Genomic DNA, 17312 nt, shown 5'->3' on the forward strand with positions numbered 1-17312 from the left:
ATCACCGAGCCTCGCATCAACGACCGGATCCGTGTCCCCGAGGTCCGACTCATCGGGCACAGGCCTGTGCCGATCTCGATGCCAACTGCCGACAGGCGAGGCGAACTGCCGACGCCGCGAGCCCACCTCGCGACCTCAGCGCCGGCCCCGGACCACCGCGAACCACCCTCCTCCGCCCGCTTCCACCCCGTACCGCAACCGTGCACACCCGCCGCGCGCCGGACGGAATAGGCTGGGCCGGTGAGCCTTCCCAACCCCAACGAGCGCATCGTCTGGATCGACTGCGAGATGACCGGCCTCGACCTGCGCGCCGACGCGCTGATCGAGGTCGCCGCGATCGTCACCGACTCCGATCTCAACGTCCTGGGCACCGGTGTCGATGTCCTCGTCAAGCCACCCGCCGAGGCGCTGGCGCAGATGAACGACTTCGTCCGCACCATGCACACCACGTCCGGCCTGCTCGAGGAGCTCGACGAGGGCCTGACCCTCGAGGAGGCCCAGGAGCAGATCCTGGCCTACATCCGCGAGTGGGTGCCCGAGCCGGGCAAGGCTCCGCTGGCCGGCAACTCCGTCGGCACCGACAAGTCGTTCCTCGACCTGCACATGCCCGAGCTGGTGGAGTACCTGCACTACCGGATCATCGACGTGTCGTCGATCAAGGAGCTCTCGCGCCGCTGGTACCCGCGCGTCTACTTCGCCTCGCCCAAGAAGGACGGCGGGCACCGCGCGCTGGCCGACATCCTGGAGTCGATCGACGAGCTGCGCTACTACCGCGAGGTCCTGTTCCCCGCGCAGCCGGGCCCCGACACGGCGACCGCTCGCGCCGCCGCGGCGAGCGTCGCCGAGACGTCCGTCACGAAGCAGCTCGCTCCGTAGATTTGAGTTCGGTTCGTGGCCGCTGACCATGTATGCTTTTCGACGGTCGCCGGTCCACGATCGGCGGACATGGTGGGCGTAGCTCAGCTGGTAGAGCATCGCGTTGTGGTCGCGAGGGCCGCGGGTTCAAGTCCCGTCGCTCACCCCATGCGCAAGAGGGCCCCTCGCTCAGGCGAGGGGCCCTCTTGCGTTGCCCGACGACGGCGCCGGGCTCAGCCCAGCAGCTTCACCACCGCGTCGGCGAGCTTGCCCTCGACGCCCGTGCCGTACCTCATCCAGAGCGACGGCTCGGTGAGCTCCAGCTCGATGACCATGGGCACGCCGTCGTCGCCCGAGACGAGGTCCACGCGGGCGTAGGTGAGGTCCGCGCCGGTGGCCGCCCGCGCCACGTCGAGCGCCCGCCGCGCCACCTCGATCTGGTCGGGCGTGGCCTCGAACGACGCCATCTCCTCCCGCGCGTACAGCTCGCCCGAGTCCTCGGCCGGCCCGGTGAGCAGCGCGTTCTTCCGGACGGCGTGGGTGAGCTCGCCGTCGATGAAGACGAGGCAGGTCTCGCCCGTGGTGTCCACGGAGGTGACGTAGGGCTGGATCATGACCCAGCGGCCGTCGTCGAGCAGGCGGGTGGCGTGCGCGATCGCCTTGCCGCGCGACTGCGCGGACACCGGCTGGTAGCGGCCCGTGTTCTGGGCGCCGGCGCTGACGACGGGCTTGACCACGAAGTCGCCGAACGCAGGCATGCGCGTGTGCACGGCGCGCTTGGACAGGTGGCGCTGCGGGTCGAGCCAGATCGTCGGGATCACCGGGACGCCCGCCGCCTCGAGCTCGCGCAGGTACCGCTTGTCGGTGTTCCACTCGATGACGTCGGCGCCGTTGGCCACCTTGGGCAGCGAGCGCGCCCACGCGAGGAACTCGTCGTGGCGGGGCGAGTAGTCCCAGGTGGAGCGGACCAGCACGAGGTCGTAGGCCTGCCAGTCGACGGCCGGGCTGTCCCACACGGCGGGTTCGGCCGTGACACCACGCTCGGCGAGCGCGGCGATCAGCGGCACGTCGTCCTTGTCGAGGTCGGGCAGCTGGGAACAGGTCGCAAGGGCTACGCGTGCGTTGGTCACGCCCCGAGACTATCGGGGCAGGTTCCCGGGGGTCCCGGTCTGGGCGCAGGTCAGGACGCGGCGTCGGTCACAGCGGCGTCGTCGGCGTCCGCCGTCGTGCCGGTCACGTCCGCGTCCGGTTCACCCCAGGCCGCGTCCGACGGCGTCCCCGCCGCCGCGTCCGCCGCCCGGCGCAGCGCGCCGAGGATCCCGTCCGCGGTCAGCGAGCCGACGACGTCGCCCGACTCCCCCACCACCGGCACCCGCCCCATGGCCGACGCCGGCAGCGCCGCCACCGCCTCGAACGCGTCGGTCAGCCGCGCGCCCAGCCGCACGGGCGCCGGGGCGGGCTCGACGATCCGGTCCGCGCCCTCCAGGTCGGCCGGCTGCACCTCCGCGAGCGAGAGCATGCGCGAGGCCGCACCGTCCCCGATGAAGTCGCGCACCCGCTCCGAGGCCGGGTGGGCCAGTACCGCGAGCGGGCTCGCCACCTGCTCCAGCTTGCCGCCGCGGGACAGGACGGCGATCCGGTCGCCCAGGCGCGCCGCCTCGTCGATGTCGTGCGTCACGAGGATCACCGTGGTGCCGGTCTCGCGCTGGATCCGCTGGAACTCGGTCTGCAGGTGGCGGCGGAACTCCGGGTCCACGGCGCCGAACGGCTCGTCCATCAGCAGCACCGGCGGGTCGGTCGCGAGCGCCCGGGCCACGCCGATGCGCTGGCGCTCACCGCCGGACAGCTCGTGCGGGTAGCGCTTCGCATAGGTGGCGGCGGGCAGGCCCACGAGGTCCAGGAGCTCGGCCACGCGCGCCCGGGTGCGCCGCCGGTCCCAGCCGAGCAGGCCGGGCACGGTGGCGATGTTCGCCTCGACGGTGCGGTGCGGGAAGAGCCCCACGTTCTGGATCACGTAGCCGATGCGGCGGCGCAGGGCCACGGGGTCGGTGGTGGTGACGTCCTCGCCGTCGAGCAGGATGCGGCCCGACGTCGGCTCCACCAGCCGGTTGACCATGCGCAGCGTGGTGGACTTGCCGCAGCCCGACGGCCCCACGAGCGCGAGCACCTCGTGCTCGTGCACGGAGAGGCTCAGCCCTTCGACGGCGACGGTGCCGTTCCCGAACGCCTTGCGGACGGTGTCGAGCTCGATGACGGTGCGAGAAGCCATGTGCTCGAACCTACCGGGTGAAGAGCACGATAGGTTTTACGGCATGCCCGGCAACCCGTGGTTCTCCTGGTCGTACGTGGTCGACAACGCGCCCGTGATCTGGCAGCGCACCGTCGAGCACGCCGGCCTGACGATCGAGGCCGTCGCGATCTCCGCGGCCATCGCCATCCCGCTCGGCGTGCTGATCTCCCGGTCCCGCTTGCTGTCCGGACCGGTGCTCGGCACCGCGGCCGTCCTGTACACCGTGCCGTCCCTGGCGCTGTTCGCGATCCTCGCCCCGCTGCTCGGCATCGGCCGCACGCCCGTGCTGGTGGGCCTGGTGGTCTACGCGCTGCTCATCATCCTGCGCAACACCGTGGCCGGGCTGGCCACAGTGGACCCCGCCGTCACCGACGCCGCGCGCGGCCTGGGCTACGGGCCGGGGCGCCTGCTGGTCCAGGTGGCGATGCCCAGCGCGATGCCGAGCATCATCGCCGGCCTCCGGCTGGCCACGGTGTCCACGGTCGCGCTGGTGACCGTGGGCGTCGTGGTCGGGTACGGCGGGCTCGGCCAGCTCATGTTCCAGGGCTTCCGCAACAACTTCTACCGGGCCGAGATCATGACGGCCACGCTCGCGACCATCCTGCTGGCCCTCGTGCTCGACCTCGCCCTGTGGGCCGTCGGCAGAGCCCTGACCCCCTGGCTGCGCGGGAGGACCGCATGAGCGCCCCGACCGGAGTCGTCCAGCAGGCCGTCGTCTGGCTCAACGACCCCCTGACCTGGACCGAGCCCGGCGGCATCCTCGAGCTCACGGGCGAGCACCTGGTCATGACGGTGATCGCCGTGGCCATCGCCGCCGCCGTCGCCATCCCGACGGGTGCCTGGCTGGGCCACAGCGGCCGGGGCGCGGGCACCGTCGTCTGGCTCACCAACGCCTCCCGGGCGCTGCCGACCCTCGGCATCATCCTGCTGCTCGCCGCGGGCGGCCTGTTCGGCAACACCGCCACGGTCATCGCCGCCGCCTTCTTCGCGGTGCCGGTGCTGCTGGTCAACACCTACGAGGGCGTGCGCGGCGCCGACCCCGACGCCAAGGACGCGGCCCGCGGCATGGGCATGAGCAACGGGCGCATCCTGCTGCAGGTCGAGCTGCCGCTGGCCACGACGCTGGTCTCCGCGGGCCTGCGGGTCACGATCGTGCAGGTGGTCGCCACGATCCCGCTCGCCGCGCTGGCCGGCGGCGGTGGCCTGGGCCAGATCATCGCGCTCGGCATGGGCACGCAGCGGTACGGCGAGGTACTGGCAGGCGGCATCGTGGTCGCGGCGCTGTGCCTCGCGATCGACGGCGTGCTCGCCGTCGGGCAACGCCTCGCCACGCCGGCGCCGCTCCGGGTCCGCGCCGCGTAGCACGGCGGCCTCTCCGGGAATAACTCTCCGGGGTACCCGACCAAATGTAACGACATTCTCACGAGGGGGTTTATCCCTTGCCATCGACCGCCGACCGAGGTCGAATGGGACGGATCGAAGCCGTAGAACAGTTGTACGCCACCCACGTTCGGAGACATTCGATGAAGTTCCCCCGTACGCATGTGTCCTTGCCCCGCGCGCTCGGCGCCGCGGCCGCCGTCGTCTCCCTCGCGCTCCTGACCGCCTGTGGCGAACCAGGCTCCGCCGGTGGCGGCGACGGTGGCGGTACCGAGACCGGTGGCAGCAGCCTCGCCGCGTGCGAGGCCGTCCCGGGCGACGAGCTGGTGGTGCTCGAGGACGACCAGCAGCTCCAGACCGTCGACAACATCATCCCGGCGATCAACGCGGCGGCGGCGGAGGGCGACGACACGCTGATCCCGCTGCTCGACTCCGTGTCGGCAGCGCTCGACACCGACACGCTCATCGGCCTGAACAAGGCCGTGGACGTCGACCGCCGCACCTCCGCGGAGGTCGCCGAGGAGTTCGTGGCCGACGCCGGCCTCGACAGCCCCGAGCAGAGCGGCAGCGGCAAGATCGTCGTCGGCGCCGCCGACTTCGCCGAGAGCGCCACGCTCGGCACCATCTACGCGACGGTGCTCAACGCCGCCGGGTACGACGCCGAGGTGACCACCATCGGCAACCGTGAGGCCTACCTCCCCGCACTGGAGGACGGCGAGCAGGTCCAGGTGATCCCCGAGTACGTGGGCACCCTGACCGAGTTCATCAACAAGGACGTCAACGGGGCCGACGCCGAGCCGGTCGCGAGCAGCGACCTCGACGCGACCGTCGAGGGCCTGACCGGTCTGGGCGAGGAGGTGGGTCTCGTGTTCGGCGAGCCCTCCCCCGCGCAGGACCAGAACGCGTTCGCCGTGACCAAGGCCTTCGCGGACGAGCACGGCGTCACCACGCTCAGCGAGCTCGCCGAAGCCTGCGGCGGCCTCGTGCTCGGCGGCCCGCCGGAGTGCACGGAGCGCCCGTTCTGCCAGCCGGGTCTCGAGGAGACGTACGGCCTGGAGTTCGCGGAGTTCCGCTCGCTCGACGCCGGTGGCCCGCTGACCAAGTCGGCGCTGCAGCAGGGCGAGGTCACCCTCGGCCTGGTCTTCAGCTCGGACGGCTCGCTGACCCCGTCGTCCTGACCTGACCTGACCTGCCCGGCCCCGTCGAGGGCCGCCGCGGCTCACCTTTGAGGCCCGGGTTTCTTCGCTTTGGACGGCTCCACAGCGAAGAAATCCGGGCCTCAAAGGTGATTGGGCCGAGCCCGAGGTGGCTCAGAGGCCGTAGGACTCCAGGAAGCGGAGCCACACCTCGCTGACCGTCGGGTACGCGGGCACCGCGTGCCACAGCCGGTCCAGCGGCACCTCCCCGACGACGGCGATCGTCGCGGCGTGCAGCATCTCGCCGGCGTCGGGCCCCACGAACGTAGCGCCCACCAGGACCCGGCGCTGGGTGTCGACGAGCACCTGGGCCCGGCCCGTGTAGTTCGGGCCGTCCACGCTCGCACCGGACACCCACGACAGGTCGTACGACACGGCCTCAACCGGGATCCCGGCGGCCCGCGCCTCGCGCTCCGTCGGCCCGACCCAGCTCACCTGCGGCCGGGTGAACACCACCTGGACGCGCGCGCTGTGGTCGGCGGTCGCGGCGTACCGCGACCACGGCTTGCCCTCCTGCCCGACGGCGGGCTCGGGATCGCCGCTGGTCGGTGACCGGTCGCCGGCCTCCGAGCCGTACCGCGCCGCGACCACGTCGCCGACGACGCGGCCCTGGTACTTGCCCTGGTGCGTGGTCGGCGCCCGCCCCGTCACGTCGCCGCACGCGTACAGCCAGCCGCCGGGCACGCCGACCACCTCGAGCGACTCGTTCACCACCAGCGCCCCGCCGCGGCCCAGGCTCGACGTGTCCAGGCCCACGCTCTCCACGTTGAGGTCGGTCGTACGCGGCACGCGCCCCGTCGCGACCAGGATCTCCGCGGCGGTGATCGTCCCGCCGTCGGACAGGGTGACGGTCACCGGGCCCGCGGGCTCGTTGTCGCTGCCGGTGCCCGGCCGCTCGACCGAGGCGACCCCCACGCCGGTCCGGACGTCGACGCCGATCGCACGCAGCGACTCGCCGACCATCTCGCCCGCGAACGGCTCGGCGTTCGACAGCAGGCCGCCCCGGGCCAGGAGCGTCACCTGCGCGCCGAGGTCGGCGTACGCGTTCGCCATCTCGACGCCCACCACCCCGCCGCCGATCACGACCAGGGACTCGGGGATCGCCTCGGCGCCCGTCGCCTCCCGGCTCGACCACGGTGAGGCGGCCGCCAGCCCCGGGGTGTCGGGCAGCACGGGCACGCTGCCGGTGGCCGCGATCACCGCGTGCCGGGCCCGCAGGAGCCTCGTCACCGGGGCGTCACCCGTCTCGGCCTCCGCGAGGCCGCCGCCGACGTCGGCGTCGTCGTCCTCGGAGCCGCCGGCCGTCGCGTCGCCGGACCCGGCGCCGGCCGGCGCCGCCGGCACCGTGACCTCCACCAGCCGCTCGCCGGCCAGGCGGCCGTGCCCGCGCACGAGCGTCAGACCGGCACCCTCGACCCACGAGACCTGCCCGGAGTCGTCCCAGTCGTAGGTGATCTCGTTGCGCCGGGCCAGCACGGCGGCGACGTCGGGCGCCCCCGGGTCGGCCAGGCCGGGCGTGTCGCGCGCCAGGGCGCGCACGGTGCCCGCGCGCAGCAGCACCTTGGAGGGCATGCAGGCCCAGTACGAGCACTCACCGCCCACGAGCTCGGACTCGACCAGGGCGACGGACAGGCCGGTGCGGGAGGCGCGGTCCGCCGCGTTCTCGCCCACGGGACCGCCACCGATCACGATGACGTCGTAGGTCTCGTCCGCTTGCTCGCCAGGTGTCTCGGGTGCGTTGTTCATGTCGTCATCCTGACCGAACCCGCACCACCGGTCTATCGGACGGGGTCGGACGATCCCGGCGTGTCGCGCACCAGCACGACGTCCGCGGAGAGCTTCTGGCCGAAGACGTCGAGGGCGTCGACCACGAGGTCCAGCACCAGCGCGTCCAGGTGCGCGGCGGCCGCCGGTGCGTCGATGTCGCCCATGTGGCCGTAGACGGTCAGCGTGAGCAGGCCCCAGAGCCGCGCCGAGCACAGGTTCATCGCGTGCAGCAACCCGAGCGGCACGTCCGGCGGGAAGCCCGGGATCCCGCGCATCGCCTCGCGCGCGGCCCGCAGGTGGGGCCCGAGCGCGGGCAGGATCTCGTCGTCGGGGATCACGCGGCAGCCCGCCCGCCACCACGCCAGGGCGATCGGCGCGAACACGGCGCCCACCCGGTCCAGGGCCATCAGCGGCGCGTGGCGGGGCTCCCCGGGTGTGTCCTCGCCCGGGAGGGAGATGCGCAGGCGTCCCGACATCAGCAGGTCGTACTCGTTGCGGTGGGCGATGCACCAGCGGAACAGTGCGTCGACGACGGCGTGGCACTGCGCGCTCGGGTCGTCCCCGGGCTGCCGCGCCCGGGCCGTCTCCACGTACGCCAGGAGCTCGTCGACGACGTCCTGGTGCGTGGCGTGCAGCAGGCCCGGGCGGCCGTCGAAGTACCGGTACAGCCCGGGCGCCGCGATCCCGACGTCCTTCGCGACGGCCTGCATCGTGACGCCGTCCGGGCCGTGCTCGTCCAGCAGGCGGCGTGCCGAGCGCAGCGCCTCCGCCACCAGCTCCCGGCGCAGCCGTGCCCGACGACCCGTGGCGCCCGGGGTGGCCGTGCCGGCCTCGTCGGCCGGGCGGGACCCGGATGTGGCGGGCGCGGTGGGCTCGGGCGCACCGCTCTCGGAAGCGGGCTCGAAGACTGGCTCCAGGACGGCGGCGGGGCTGACCCCCAGGCCGAAGAGTGCGAGGTTCCTGGCGTTCAGGTCGTCGAGCAGGGCGGTGACGTAGTCGCGCCGGACCGGCCCGTCGGGCTCGGTGACGTGCCCGTACGCCGTCATGCACAGCAGGCCGAAGGTGCGCTGCCAGGCGACGCGGACGGCGGCGACCAGCCCCAGCGGCACGTCGCGGGGCGCGTCCGGGAACACCGCGAGCAGCGCGTCGCGGCGGGCGCCGAGGTCCGCCGCGAGCTGCGGGGGAACGGGCTCGTCGAACCGGACGGCGCCGTCGGCCCACTGGGCGACGACCGGCGGGAACGCGAGCGCGGCCACCTCGTAGAACGTGCCGCCGGACTCCCCGCCGACCGGTGCGCCCTCCTCGACCAGACGCAGGCCGGCGCCGAGCAGCAGGTCGAACTCGTGGGGGTGCGCCACGCACCACGCGAACATCGCGTTCGTCAGCGCCTGCACCTCGGCGGCGCGGTCACCGGCCGGCTGCCGGGCGACCGCGGTGCGGACGTGCGCGACCAGCTCGTCGAGCACGTGCCGGCACGTCGCTCGCAGCAGGTCGGCGCGACTCGGGAAGTACCGGTAGAGGCCGGGCCCGGCGATCCCGATCTCCCGGCTGACGGCCAGCATCGTCACGCTCTCGAGCCCGCCGTCGGTGAGCAGGCGGCGCGCCACGGCGATCGAGCGGTTCAGCAGCTCCTGCCGTCGACGCCGCCGGGGCGTGCTCTCTGCGCTGCTGCTCACGGGGCGTACTTGGTCTCCGAAGGGGGCCGACGATGTGGCACCCAGTCTCCCACGCCCAGGCCTCACGAGGCATCACCTGGTAGTCGAACGTAGGGTTGGTCGCCCCATCACGCTTCTTGCTGCGACCAACCCTACGTTCGACGTCTCCTCAGGCCCCGCGCGGGGCGTTAGGCCAGGCCTGCGCGGCGGAGGGCATCCGCCATCGCGGTGTCCGCGGGGGCGGGGCGACCGCGGCCGCCCTGTCCGCCCTGACCGCGGCCCTGTCCGCCCTGACCGCCCCGGCCCCGGCCCTCGCCGCCGCCCGGACGGCCACCGCGCTGGCCGTCGCCCTGACCGCCGGCCCCGCCGGAGCGGGCGCCGCCCGAGGTACGGCCGCCGGGGGCCGCACCGACCTCGTCGTCCAGGCGCAGCGTCAGGGAGACCCGCTTGCGCTGCAGGTCGACGTCCATGACCTTCACCTTGACGATGTCGCCCGACTTCACGACCTCGCGGGGGTCACTGACGAAGTTCTTGGACATGGCCGAGACGTGCACGAGCCCGTCCTGGTGCACGCCGATGTCCACGAACGCGCCGAACGCGGCGACGTTGGTGACCTGGCCCTCCAGCACCATGCCGGGCACCAGGTCGCCCAGGGTCTCGACGCCGTCCGCGAACGAGGCCGTGGTGAACGCCGGGCGCGGGTCGCGGCCGGGCTTCTCCAGCTCGGCGAAGATGTCGGTCACCGTGGGCAGGCCGAAGGTCTCGTCCACGAACTGGGTGGGCTTCAGTGTGCGCAGGGCGCCGCCGTTGCCGATCAGCGCCTGCACGTCCGCGCCCGACGCCGTCACGATGCGCCGCGCCAGCGGGTACGCCTCGGGGTGCACCGACGACGCGTCCAGCGGCTCGTCGCCGCCCGAGACCTTGAGGAAGCCCGCGCACTGCTCGAACGCCTTGGGGCCCAGTCGCGGCACGTTCTTGAGCGCCGCCCGGGACGCGTACGGGCCGTTGGCGTCCCGGTGGGCCACGATGTTCTCGGCGAGCGTCGAGGTGATGCCCGAGACGCGCGACAGCAGCGGCACCGACGCGGTGTTCAGGTCCACGCCCACGCCGTTCACGCAGTCCTCCACCACGGCGTCCAGCGAGCGCGACAGCTTGGTCTCGGTGATGTCGTGCTGGTACTGGCCCACACCGATCGACTTGGGGTCGATCTTCACGAGCTCGGCGAGCGGGTCCTGCAGGCGGCGCGCGATCGAGACGGCGCCGCGGATGGACACATCGAGGTCGGGCAGCTCCGCGCTCGCGTAGGCGGACGCCGAGTACACGGACGCGCCGGCCTCGGACACGACCGCCTTGGTCAGGCCGAGCTCCGGCACCTTCTTCATGAGGTCGGCGGCGAGCCGCTCGGTCTCGCGCGACGCCGTGCCGTTGCCGATCGCCACCAGGTCCACGCCGTGCTTCTGGGCCAGCCGGGCCAGCACGGCGAGCGACTCGTCCCAGCGGTTGGCCGGCTGGTGCGGGTAGATGGTCGCGTGCTCCACGACCTTGCCGGTGGCGTCCACGACGGCGACCTTGACGCCCGTGCGCAGGCCCGGGTCGAGGCCCATCGTGGCCCGCGTGCCCGCAGGCGCCGCGAGCAGGAGGTCGCGCAGGTTGGCGGCGAAGACGCGCACGGCCTCGTCCTCGGCCTCGGAACGCAGCCGCAGCCGCACGTCGATGCCGAGGTGCACCAGGATCTTGGTGCGCCACGCCCAGCGGACCGTGTCGTTCAGCCAGCGGTCGGCCGGGCGGCCCTGGTTGGCGATGCCGAACTGGTGCGCGATCGTGCCCTCGTACGACGTCGGCACGCCGGCCTCGATGCCCTCCTCGGGCTCGATCGTCAGGTCCAGCACGTCCTCCTTCTCGCCGCGGAACAGGGCGAGCACGCGGTGCGAGGGCAGGCTGGACAGCGCCTCGGCGAACTCGAAGTAGTCCGAGAACTTCGCGCCCTTGTCCTGCGCCCCGTCCCGGACGGCGGACAGCATGCGCCCGCGCTTCCACAGCCGCTCGCGCAGGGTGCCGATCAGGTCGGCGTCCTCGCCCATGCGCTCCACGAGGATCGCCCGGGCGCCGTCGAGCGCCGCGGCCGGGTCGGCCACGCCCTTGTCGGCGTCGACGTACGGGCCGGCGGCCTCCGTCGGGTCGAGCGAGGGGTCGCCCAGCAGCGCCTCGGCGAGCGGCTCCAGGCCGGCCTCGCGCGCGATCTGCGCCTTGGTGCGCCGCTTGGGCTTGTACGGGAGGTAGATGTCCTCCAGACGCGACTTGGTCTCCGCAGCCAGGATCTGGGCCCGCAGCTCGTCCGTGAGCTTGCCCTGCTCCTGCACCGACGCCAGGATCGCCGCGCGCCGCTCCTCGAGCTCGCGCAGGTACCGCAGCCGCTCCTCGAGGGTGCGCAGCTGCGCGTCGTCGAGGGTGCCCGTCACCTCCTTGCGGTAGCGGGCGATGAACGGCACGGTCGCGCCGCCGTCGAGCAGGTCGACCGCTGCGGTCACCTGCCCTTCACGAACGCCCAGCTCCTCGGCGATGCGCTGGTTGATGCTTGCCAACGTCCACTACCTCACTTCAGGGGGTCGAACCCACCGGGATGGTCGGGACAGATTGTGCCCGGCGCCACTGACATCTGTCGCATCCGCCCGCGCGTGTCAGACGTACAGGTCGCCCGGGTGACCTGTACGTCTGACACGGGGCGGGGTGCAAGGCCGGGGCGGGTCACGACATATCCGGAGCAGGACCCGCCCGCTCACCCGGGCCCCAGACCCGGAGGACGCCGTGCACCGTCGCGCCAGGACCGCCCGACCCGCCCCGCACACCGCCCGCCCCTACGGCGCGGCGGTCACCGCGGCCGCCGGCATCCTCGCCCTTGCCGCCTGCGGCGTGCTGACCGCGTGCGCCCCAGCGGCGGACGAGGGCCTGGAGCGGTCCGACGCCGCACGCGTCGTCGTCGCCGTCGCCGACACCCCCGCGAGCGCCGACGCCGTCGCCGCGACGGAGGACCTGGGCCTGCTCGCGCTGCGCGCGACCGCCGAGCCGAAGGACAACGCCCTGGTCTCCCCCGCGTCCCTCACCTTCGCGCTGGCGCTGCTCGCCGAGGGTGCGCGCGGCGAGACCGCGACGGCCCTGGACGCCGCGCTCGGCGCCTCGGGCGAGGACCGCACCGCCGCCTACAACGCCCTGACGGCCGAGCTCGCGAGGCACGACGGCGACCCCGGCGTCGCGCAGGACGACGAGCTCCCCGACCGCCCGGTGCTGCACCTCGCGAACCAGGCCGTGCTCGACGACCAGCTCGTCGTGGAGCAGGGCTACCTGGACGCGCTCGCGTCCGCGTTCGACGCCGGCGTGCAGCGCACCGACCTGGGCACCGGCGCGGGCAAGAAGGTGCTGGACGCCTGGGTGAACCACCACACGGGCGGCCTGATCGAGAAGTCGGCGATCGAGCCCGACCCGATGCTGCGCCTGGTGCTGCAGAACGCGGTCCTGCTCGCGGCCCGCTGGGACACGCCGTTCCAGGAGCACGCCACCCGGGACGAGGACTTCACCGGCCCCGACGGCACGGAACCCGTCGAGATGCTGCACGGCACGGAGTCCTGGGGGTACGCCGAGCACGACGGCTGGGTCGCCGTCCGCCTCCCCTACGGCGAGGCGTTCCACGCGGACGTGCTGCTGCCGCCGGAGGGCACCGACCCGGCGGACGTCGCGCCCGGGACGCTGACCGCCCTCACCACCGCCCTGGACGGCGTGGCGCCCCGGCCCGTCGAGCTCGCCATGCCCACCCTGGAGCTCGAACCGCCGGCGCTCGACCTGGCCCCGGCGCTGGACGAGGCCGGTCTCGGCGGGCTGTACGACGCCCCGGACCTCTCGGGCATCAGCACCACCGAGCGGCTCCAGGTGAGCCAGGTGGTGCAGCAGGCCTACCTGCACCTGGACGAGGAGGGCACGGTCGCGGCCGCCGTCACCGAGATCGGGATGGAGGCGACCGGCGCCATGCCGGGCGAGCCCGCGGTCCGGATGACCGTGGACCGGCCCTACCTCCTGCGGATCGCCCACACCGAGACCCGTCTCCCCCTGTTCCTGGCCGCCGTGCGCAGCCCGCAGCACTGAGCCGGACCATTGACCCGGGCATCCAGCGCCAGTAGCGTGCCCACGCAAACGGGAGAAACCGCACTTACTGCGACCTGATCCCCTGAGCACGAGGAGGTGCTTGATGGCACTGTCGTTCCTCGACCGGGAGCACACGGTGGCAAGGCCCGGCTACAGCAGGTGGCTCATCCCGCCGGCCGCGCTCGCCATCCATCTGTGCATCGGCCAGGCCTACGCCACCAGCGTCTACAAGAGCGCGCTGGTCGCCCACTTCGAGACCAGCCTCACCGCGATCGGCATCATCTTCTCCATCGCCATCGTCATGCTCGGCCTCTCGGCCGCCGTGCTGGGCACCTGGGTGGAGCGCGCCGGACCGCGCGCCGCCATGTTCGCCTCGGCCTGCTTCTGGGCCTCCGGGTTTCTCATCGGGGCGCTCGGGATCGCGACGTCGCAGCTCTGGCTCGTCTACCTCGGGTACGGGTTCATCGGCGGCATCGGGCTCGGCATCGGCTACATCTCGCCGGTGTCCACGCTGATCAAGTGGTTCCCCGACCGGCCGGGCCTGGCCACGGGCATGGCGATCATGGGGTTCGGCGGCGGCGCGCTCATCGCCTCGCCGCTGTCCCGCCAGCTCATGGCCGCCTACGACAGCGGCTACGACCCCTCCGACCCCACCTCCGTGGCGTCGGGCGGCGCGGTCACCTCGCTCTTCGTGACCCTGGGCATCGTGTACTTCCTGGTGATGATGCTGGGCGTGTTCACGGTGAAGGTCCCGCCGCCCGGCTGGACGCCCACCGGGTTCGACGCCGCCGCGGTCGCGGCCAAGCCGATGGTCTCGACCGCGAACGTCTCCGCGGCGAACGCGATCAAGACCCCGCAGTTCTGGTTCCTGTGGACCGTCCTGTTCTGCAACGTGACGGCGGGTATCGGCATCCTGGAGCAGGCGGCGCCGATGATCCAGGACTTCTTCCGGGTGGACGGCGTCTCGTCCGTCGCGCCGGCGACGGCGGCCGGGTTCGTGGCGTTCCTGTCCCTGTTCAACATGGCCGGCCGCTTCGTGTGGTCCTCCACGTCGGACTACATCGGCCGCAAGCCCGTCTACGTCATGTACCTCGGCGTCGGGATGATCCTGTACGTGCTCCTGGCCACCGTCGGCCACACCTCCACGGTGATCTTCGTGCTGGTGGCCGCCGTGATCCTCTCGTTCTACGGCGGCGGCTTCGCCACCGTCCCCGCCTACCTGCGCGACCTGTTCGGCACCTTCCAGGTGGGCGCCATCCACGGCCGGCTGCTCACCGCGTGGTCGGCCGCGGGCATCGCCGGACCCCTGATCATCAACGGGTTCCTGGACGCCCGGGGCACGCCCGGCGAGCTGGTGGCCGCCGACTACCGGCCCGCGCTGTTCACCATGGTGGCCGTGCTCGCGGTCGGCTTCCTGGCCAACGCCCTGGTCCGGCCCGTCGCGGCCCGGTTCCACGAGCGGCCGCACCAGGCGGACGAGTTCGTCGAAGGGAAGGTCTGACATGGTCGAGCAGACGCAGGAACGCGACCCGGAGCAGCCGCCCAACCAGGTGCCGCGGCTGGTCGCCACCTGGCTCGTGGTGACCGTGCCCCTGGCCTACGGGCTGTTCCAGACGGTCCGGAGCGTCATCCCGCTGTTCACGGGCTGAGGCCCCCTGCCCGACGGCGACCGCCTCACCTCGCGCTCCCGGCCTCCAGGCCGCCCCGCACCGCCGCGAGGACCCGCGCGAGGTGCGCGAGGTCGCCGTCGGGCACCCCCGTGCCCCGCAGCGCCTCGGCCGTGGCGCGGTCGAGCGTCGGGAGCATCTCGTCCAGCACCCGCCGCCCGGCAGGCGTGAGCTCCAGGAACGAGGACCGGCCGTCCTCGGGGTTGGCCTGCCGGCGCACCAGCCCGTCCCGGACCTGCCGGTCCACCCCCTTGCTGGCCGCGCCGACGGTGATCCCGAGGCGCCGGACCACGTCGGACACCCGGCAGCGCGGGACCGCGTCGACGGCGCGCAGCAGGTCGAACCTACCGAGCCCGTGCCCGTGCGCGGCTCGCAGCCGCGCGTCGAGCAGCGTGTAGAGCCGGACCTCGACCCGGACGAGGTCGTCGAGCAGACGCGCGCCGTCGAGACCGTCCTCGTCCCGAGGAATAGATTCCGTGGAATCTTGTTTGGCTTCCATGGAATCTATCTTCGCGCACCGAGGAGAACCATGGACCAGAACTCGCTCACCGAGCTCCGCACCTTCTACACGTCGTTCGGCCGGCTCCCGCTGCCGGACGGCACCCGTGTGACCGAACGGGCGCTCGGCGGCGTCCCGGCCCTGGACATCGCCGTGCCGCAGGCCGACGGCGACACCGGCGTGCTGCTCTACCTGCACGGCGGCGGGTACGTGATCGGCGACGCCCGCACGGGCGTGCCCCTCGCCGCGGCGCTCGCCGCACGCGCGGGCCTGCGCGCGGTGGCGCCCGACTACCGCCTCGCCCCCGAGCACCCGTTCCCCGCGGCGGTCGACGACGGCCTGGCCGCCTACCGGGCGCTGCTGGCCGACACCGACCCGGCGCGGGTCGTGATCGCGGGCGACTCCGCGGGCGGCGGGCTCGCGCTGGCCACGGTGCTGGCCGCCCGCGACGCCGGGCTCCCGCTGCCGGCCGCCGTCGTCACCTTCTCCGGCTGGTTCGACCTGACGCTGTCCGGCGCGAGCCTCACCGGCAAGGAGAGCGTCGACCCGATCTTCGACGCCGCCGACATCCGGGAGTACGCGGCCACCTACCTGCCCGCCGCCGCGGACGCCCGCAACCCCCTGGCCAGCTCGGTGCTCGCCGACCTGCGCGGCCTGCCGCCGCTCCTGCTCCAGGTCGGCTCCGCCGAGGTGCTGCTCGACGACAGCACCCTGCTGGCCGCGCGGGCCGCGGAGGCGGACGTCGAGGTGACGCTGGAGGTCTACCCGGGCAGCGCGCACGTCTTCCAGCACCACCACGCCACCGAGCCGACGGCGGCCCGCGCCATGGACACCGCGGCGGCCTTCCTCGCCCGCCGGGTCGCGCCGGCCGCGACGCCTCAGCGCAGCCGGTCCGCCCGCGTGTAGACGTTCATCGAGTCCCCGCGCACGAAGCCCAGCAGGGTCAGGCCGCACTCCTCGGCCAGGTCCACGGCGAGGGTCGACGGCGCGGAGATCGCGGACAGCACCGGGATCCCGGCCCGCGCGGCCTTCTGCACCAGCTCGAACGACGCCCGCCCGCTGACCTGGAGCACCGTCCCGGCAGCGGGCAGGGCGCCGTCGCGCAGGGCCGCGCCGACCACCTTGTCGACGGCGTTGTGCCGGCCCACGTCCTCGCGCACGTACAGCGGGTCGCCGTCGGCGGTGAACAGGCCCGCGGCGTGCAGGCCGCCGGTCCGGTCGAAGGCGCGCTGGCGTTCGCGCAGCAGGTCGGGCAGGGCGGCGATCACGTCGGCCCCGACCGTGACGGCGTCGCGCGCGACCGGCCAGCGCAGCGCGGCCCGCACCTCCACCACGGTGTCCGACCCGCACACCCCGCACGCGCTCGTCGTCGCGAACGCCCGCTGTCGCGGGGCCTCGACGCCGGGCGCGAGCGCCACCTCGACGGTGTTGTCCTCGTCGGGGCACAGCCGCATCCCCGCGATGTCCTCGCGCGCCGTGACGGCGCCCTCCGAGACCAGCCAGCCGGCGACCAGGTCGAAGTCGTCGCCCGGGGTCCGCATGGTGACGGTGAGCGTGCTCCCGGCGGGTCGCGCACCCGGCAGGACGCCGTCCGGCAGCGCGGCCCCGCCCACGGGGACGACACCGCCCACCGGAACCGCGCCGAGCGGCCGCGCCCTGCTGACGAGGTCGCCGGGCCCGACCAGCCGGACCATCAGCGGTTCCTCGACGGCGAGCGTGTCGGGGCGCGCCGCGCGGGCGCCCTCGCGGACGCGCACCACGCGCCGTCGGTCGGTGACGACTCCCATACCGCCCAGTCTCGCACCTCCGCCGACCACTTCCACCGACCGATTTGTCCACAGCCCCCACAGCCGGACCGCTCCGGCGTAG

The 17312-nt window shown here is 73.4% G+C and carries 15 protein-coding genes and 1 tRNA gene; 9 read left to right on the forward strand and 7 right to left on the reverse strand.

What is annotated here, in order from left to right; translation table 11 throughout:
* The first annotated feature begins 240 nt into the window (after nucleotides 1-240).
* Together orn and AB0I29_RS07380 are read left to right on the forward strand one after the other, a co-directional pair.
* Nucleotides 241-876, forward strand: coding sequence for an oligoribonuclease (orn, locus tag AB0I29_RS07375; protein ID WP_357479895.1), 636 nt, complete (start codon nucleotides 241-243; stop codon nucleotides 874-876).
* A gap of 72 nt (nucleotides 877-948) precedes the next feature.
* Nucleotides 949-1024: transfer RNA gene (locus tag AB0I29_RS07380), tRNA-His, on the forward strand.
* Nucleotides 1025-1088: 64 nt separating this feature from the next.
* On the opposite strand, the gene AB0I29_RS07385 is transcribed toward AB0I29_RS07380, so the two are convergent.
* Nucleotides 1089-1985, reverse strand: a complete 897-nt coding sequence (locus AB0I29_RS07385; RefSeq protein WP_285102971.1) for a hypothetical protein — start codon at nucleotides 1983-1985, stop codon at nucleotides 1089-1091.
* 50 nt (nucleotides 1986-2035) lie between these two features.
* Complete coding sequence (locus AB0I29_RS07390; RefSeq protein ID WP_285102969.1) at nucleotides 2036-3124, reverse strand: ABC transporter ATP-binding protein; 1089 nt, start codon at nucleotides 3122-3124, stop codon at nucleotides 2036-2038.
* A gap of 43 nt (nucleotides 3125-3167) precedes the next feature.
* Between AB0I29_RS07390 and AB0I29_RS07395 the strand changes: the two genes are divergently transcribed.
* The 3 genes from AB0I29_RS07395 to AB0I29_RS07405 all read left to right on the forward strand — a co-directional run bounded on the left by AB0I29_RS07395 (nucleotide 3168) and on the right by AB0I29_RS07405 (nucleotide 5703).
* Nucleotides 3168-3827 (forward strand): ABC transporter permease, encoded by a 660-nt coding sequence (locus AB0I29_RS07395; RefSeq protein ID WP_357479898.1) that lies wholly within the window; start codon nucleotides 3168-3170, stop codon nucleotides 3825-3827.
* Nucleotides 3824-4507, forward strand: a complete 684-nt coding sequence (locus AB0I29_RS07400; protein WP_285102965.1) for an ABC transporter permease subunit — start codon at nucleotides 3824-3826, stop codon at nucleotides 4505-4507. Before AB0I29_RS07395 ends, AB0I29_RS07400 begins: the two co-directional genes overlap by 4 nt.
* Nucleotides 4508-4668: 161 nt before the next feature.
* Complete coding sequence (locus tag AB0I29_RS07405) at nucleotides 4669-5703, forward strand: glycine betaine ABC transporter substrate-binding protein (protein WP_357479902.1); 1035 nt, start codon at nucleotides 4669-4671, stop codon at nucleotides 5701-5703.
* 132 nt (nucleotides 5704-5835) lie between these two features.
* On the opposite strand, the gene AB0I29_RS07410 is transcribed toward AB0I29_RS07405, so the two are convergent.
* From AB0I29_RS07410 to AB0I29_RS07420, 3 genes are all read right to left on the reverse strand, one after another.
* Nucleotides 5836-7467 (reverse strand): NAD(P)/FAD-dependent oxidoreductase, encoded by a 1632-nt coding sequence (locus AB0I29_RS07410; RefSeq protein ID WP_357479905.1) that lies wholly within the window; start codon nucleotides 7465-7467, stop codon nucleotides 5836-5838.
* Nucleotides 7468-7499: 32 nt separating this feature from the next.
* Entirely contained in the window at nucleotides 7500-9164 is a 1665-nt protein-coding gene (locus tag AB0I29_RS07415; protein WP_357479908.1) for a TetR/AcrR family transcriptional regulator, read from the reverse strand.
* A 167-nt stretch (nucleotides 9165-9331) separates the two neighbouring features.
* Nucleotides 9332-11725: a Tex family protein gene (locus AB0I29_RS07420; RefSeq protein WP_357479911.1), complete on the reverse strand. Its 2394-nt coding sequence runs from the start codon at nucleotides 11723-11725 to the stop codon at nucleotides 9332-9334.
* Nucleotides 11726-11948: 223 nt separating this feature from the next.
* On the opposite strand from AB0I29_RS07420, the gene AB0I29_RS07425 reads away from it, so the two are divergent.
* The 3 genes from AB0I29_RS07425 to AB0I29_RS07435 all read left to right on the forward strand — a co-directional run bounded on the left by AB0I29_RS07425 (nucleotide 11949) and on the right by AB0I29_RS07435 (nucleotide 14926).
* Nucleotides 11949-13277, forward strand: coding sequence for a serpin family protein (locus tag AB0I29_RS07425; RefSeq protein ID WP_357479914.1), 1329 nt, complete (start codon nucleotides 11949-11951; stop codon nucleotides 13275-13277).
* Between the two features lie 109 nt (nucleotides 13278-13386).
* Nucleotides 13387-14778, forward strand: a complete 1392-nt coding sequence (locus tag AB0I29_RS07430; protein ID WP_357480682.1) for an OFA family MFS transporter — start codon at nucleotides 13387-13389, stop codon at nucleotides 14776-14778.
* 1 nt (nucleotide 14779) lies between these two features.
* Nucleotides 14780-14926 (forward strand): hypothetical protein, encoded by a 147-nt coding sequence (locus AB0I29_RS07435; RefSeq protein ID WP_285102959.1) that lies wholly within the window; start codon nucleotides 14780-14782, stop codon nucleotides 14924-14926.
* Nucleotides 14927-14951: 25 nt separating this feature from the next.
* Here the strand turns inward: AB0I29_RS07435 and AB0I29_RS07440 are convergent, their stop codons facing one another.
* Nucleotides 14952-15443, reverse strand: coding sequence for a MarR family winged helix-turn-helix transcriptional regulator (locus AB0I29_RS07440; RefSeq protein WP_357479917.1), 492 nt, complete (start codon nucleotides 15441-15443; stop codon nucleotides 14952-14954).
* Between the two features lie 30 nt (nucleotides 15444-15473).
* On the opposite strand from AB0I29_RS07440, the gene AB0I29_RS07445 reads away from it, so the two are divergent.
* Complete coding sequence (locus AB0I29_RS07445) at nucleotides 15474-16349, forward strand: alpha/beta hydrolase (RefSeq protein WP_357479920.1); 876 nt, start codon at nucleotides 15474-15476, stop codon at nucleotides 16347-16349.
* Here the strand turns inward: AB0I29_RS07445 and fdhD are convergent.
* On the reverse strand, nucleotides 16322-17230 hold the full coding sequence (gene fdhD / locus AB0I29_RS07450) for a formate dehydrogenase accessory sulfurtransferase FdhD (RefSeq protein WP_357479923.1): 909 nt from the start codon (nucleotides 17228-17230) through the stop codon (nucleotides 16322-16324). The genes AB0I29_RS07445 and fdhD overlap by 28 nt on opposite strands.
* Nucleotides 17231-17312: the final 82 nt, after the last annotated feature.

Source organism: Promicromonospora sp. NPDC050262, assembly GCF_040655935.1.
GTDB lineage: Bacteria > Actinomycetota > Actinomycetes > Actinomycetales > Cellulomonadaceae > Promicromonospora.

Coding starts and splice junctions, on each gene's coding strand:
- AB0I29_RS07390 (WP_285102969.1), bottom strand. CDS start 3,124: ATGGCTTCTCGCACCGTCATCGAGCTCGACACCGTCCGCAAGGCGTTC.
- AB0I29_RS07395 (WP_357479898.1), top strand. CDS start 3,168: ATGCCCGGCAACCCGTGGTTCTCCTGGTCGTACGTGGTCGACAACGCG.
- AB0I29_RS07400 (WP_285102965.1), top strand. CDS start 3,824: ATGAGCGCCCCGACCGGAGTCGTCCAGCAGGCCGTCGTCTGGCTCAAC.
- AB0I29_RS07405 (WP_357479902.1), top strand. CDS start 4,669: ATGAAGTTCCCCCGTACGCATGTGTCCTTGCCCCGCGCGCTCGGCGCC.
- AB0I29_RS07410 (WP_357479905.1), bottom strand. CDS start 7,467: ATGAACAACGCACCCGAGACACCTGGCGAGCAAGCGGACGAGACCTAC.
- AB0I29_RS07435 (WP_285102959.1), top strand. CDS start 14,780: ATGGTCGAGCAGACGCAGGAACGCGACCCGGAGCAGCCGCCCAACCAG.
- AB0I29_RS07440 (WP_357479917.1), bottom strand. CDS start 15,443: ATGGAAGCCAAACAAGATTCCACGGAATCTATTCCTCGGGACGAGGAC.
- AB0I29_RS07445 (WP_357479920.1), top strand. CDS start 15,474: ATGGACCAGAACTCGCTCACCGAGCTCCGCACCTTCTACACGTCGTTC.
- fdhD (WP_357479923.1), bottom strand. CDS start 17,230: ATGGGAGTCGTCACCGACCGACGGCGCGTGGTGCGCGTCCGCGAGGGC.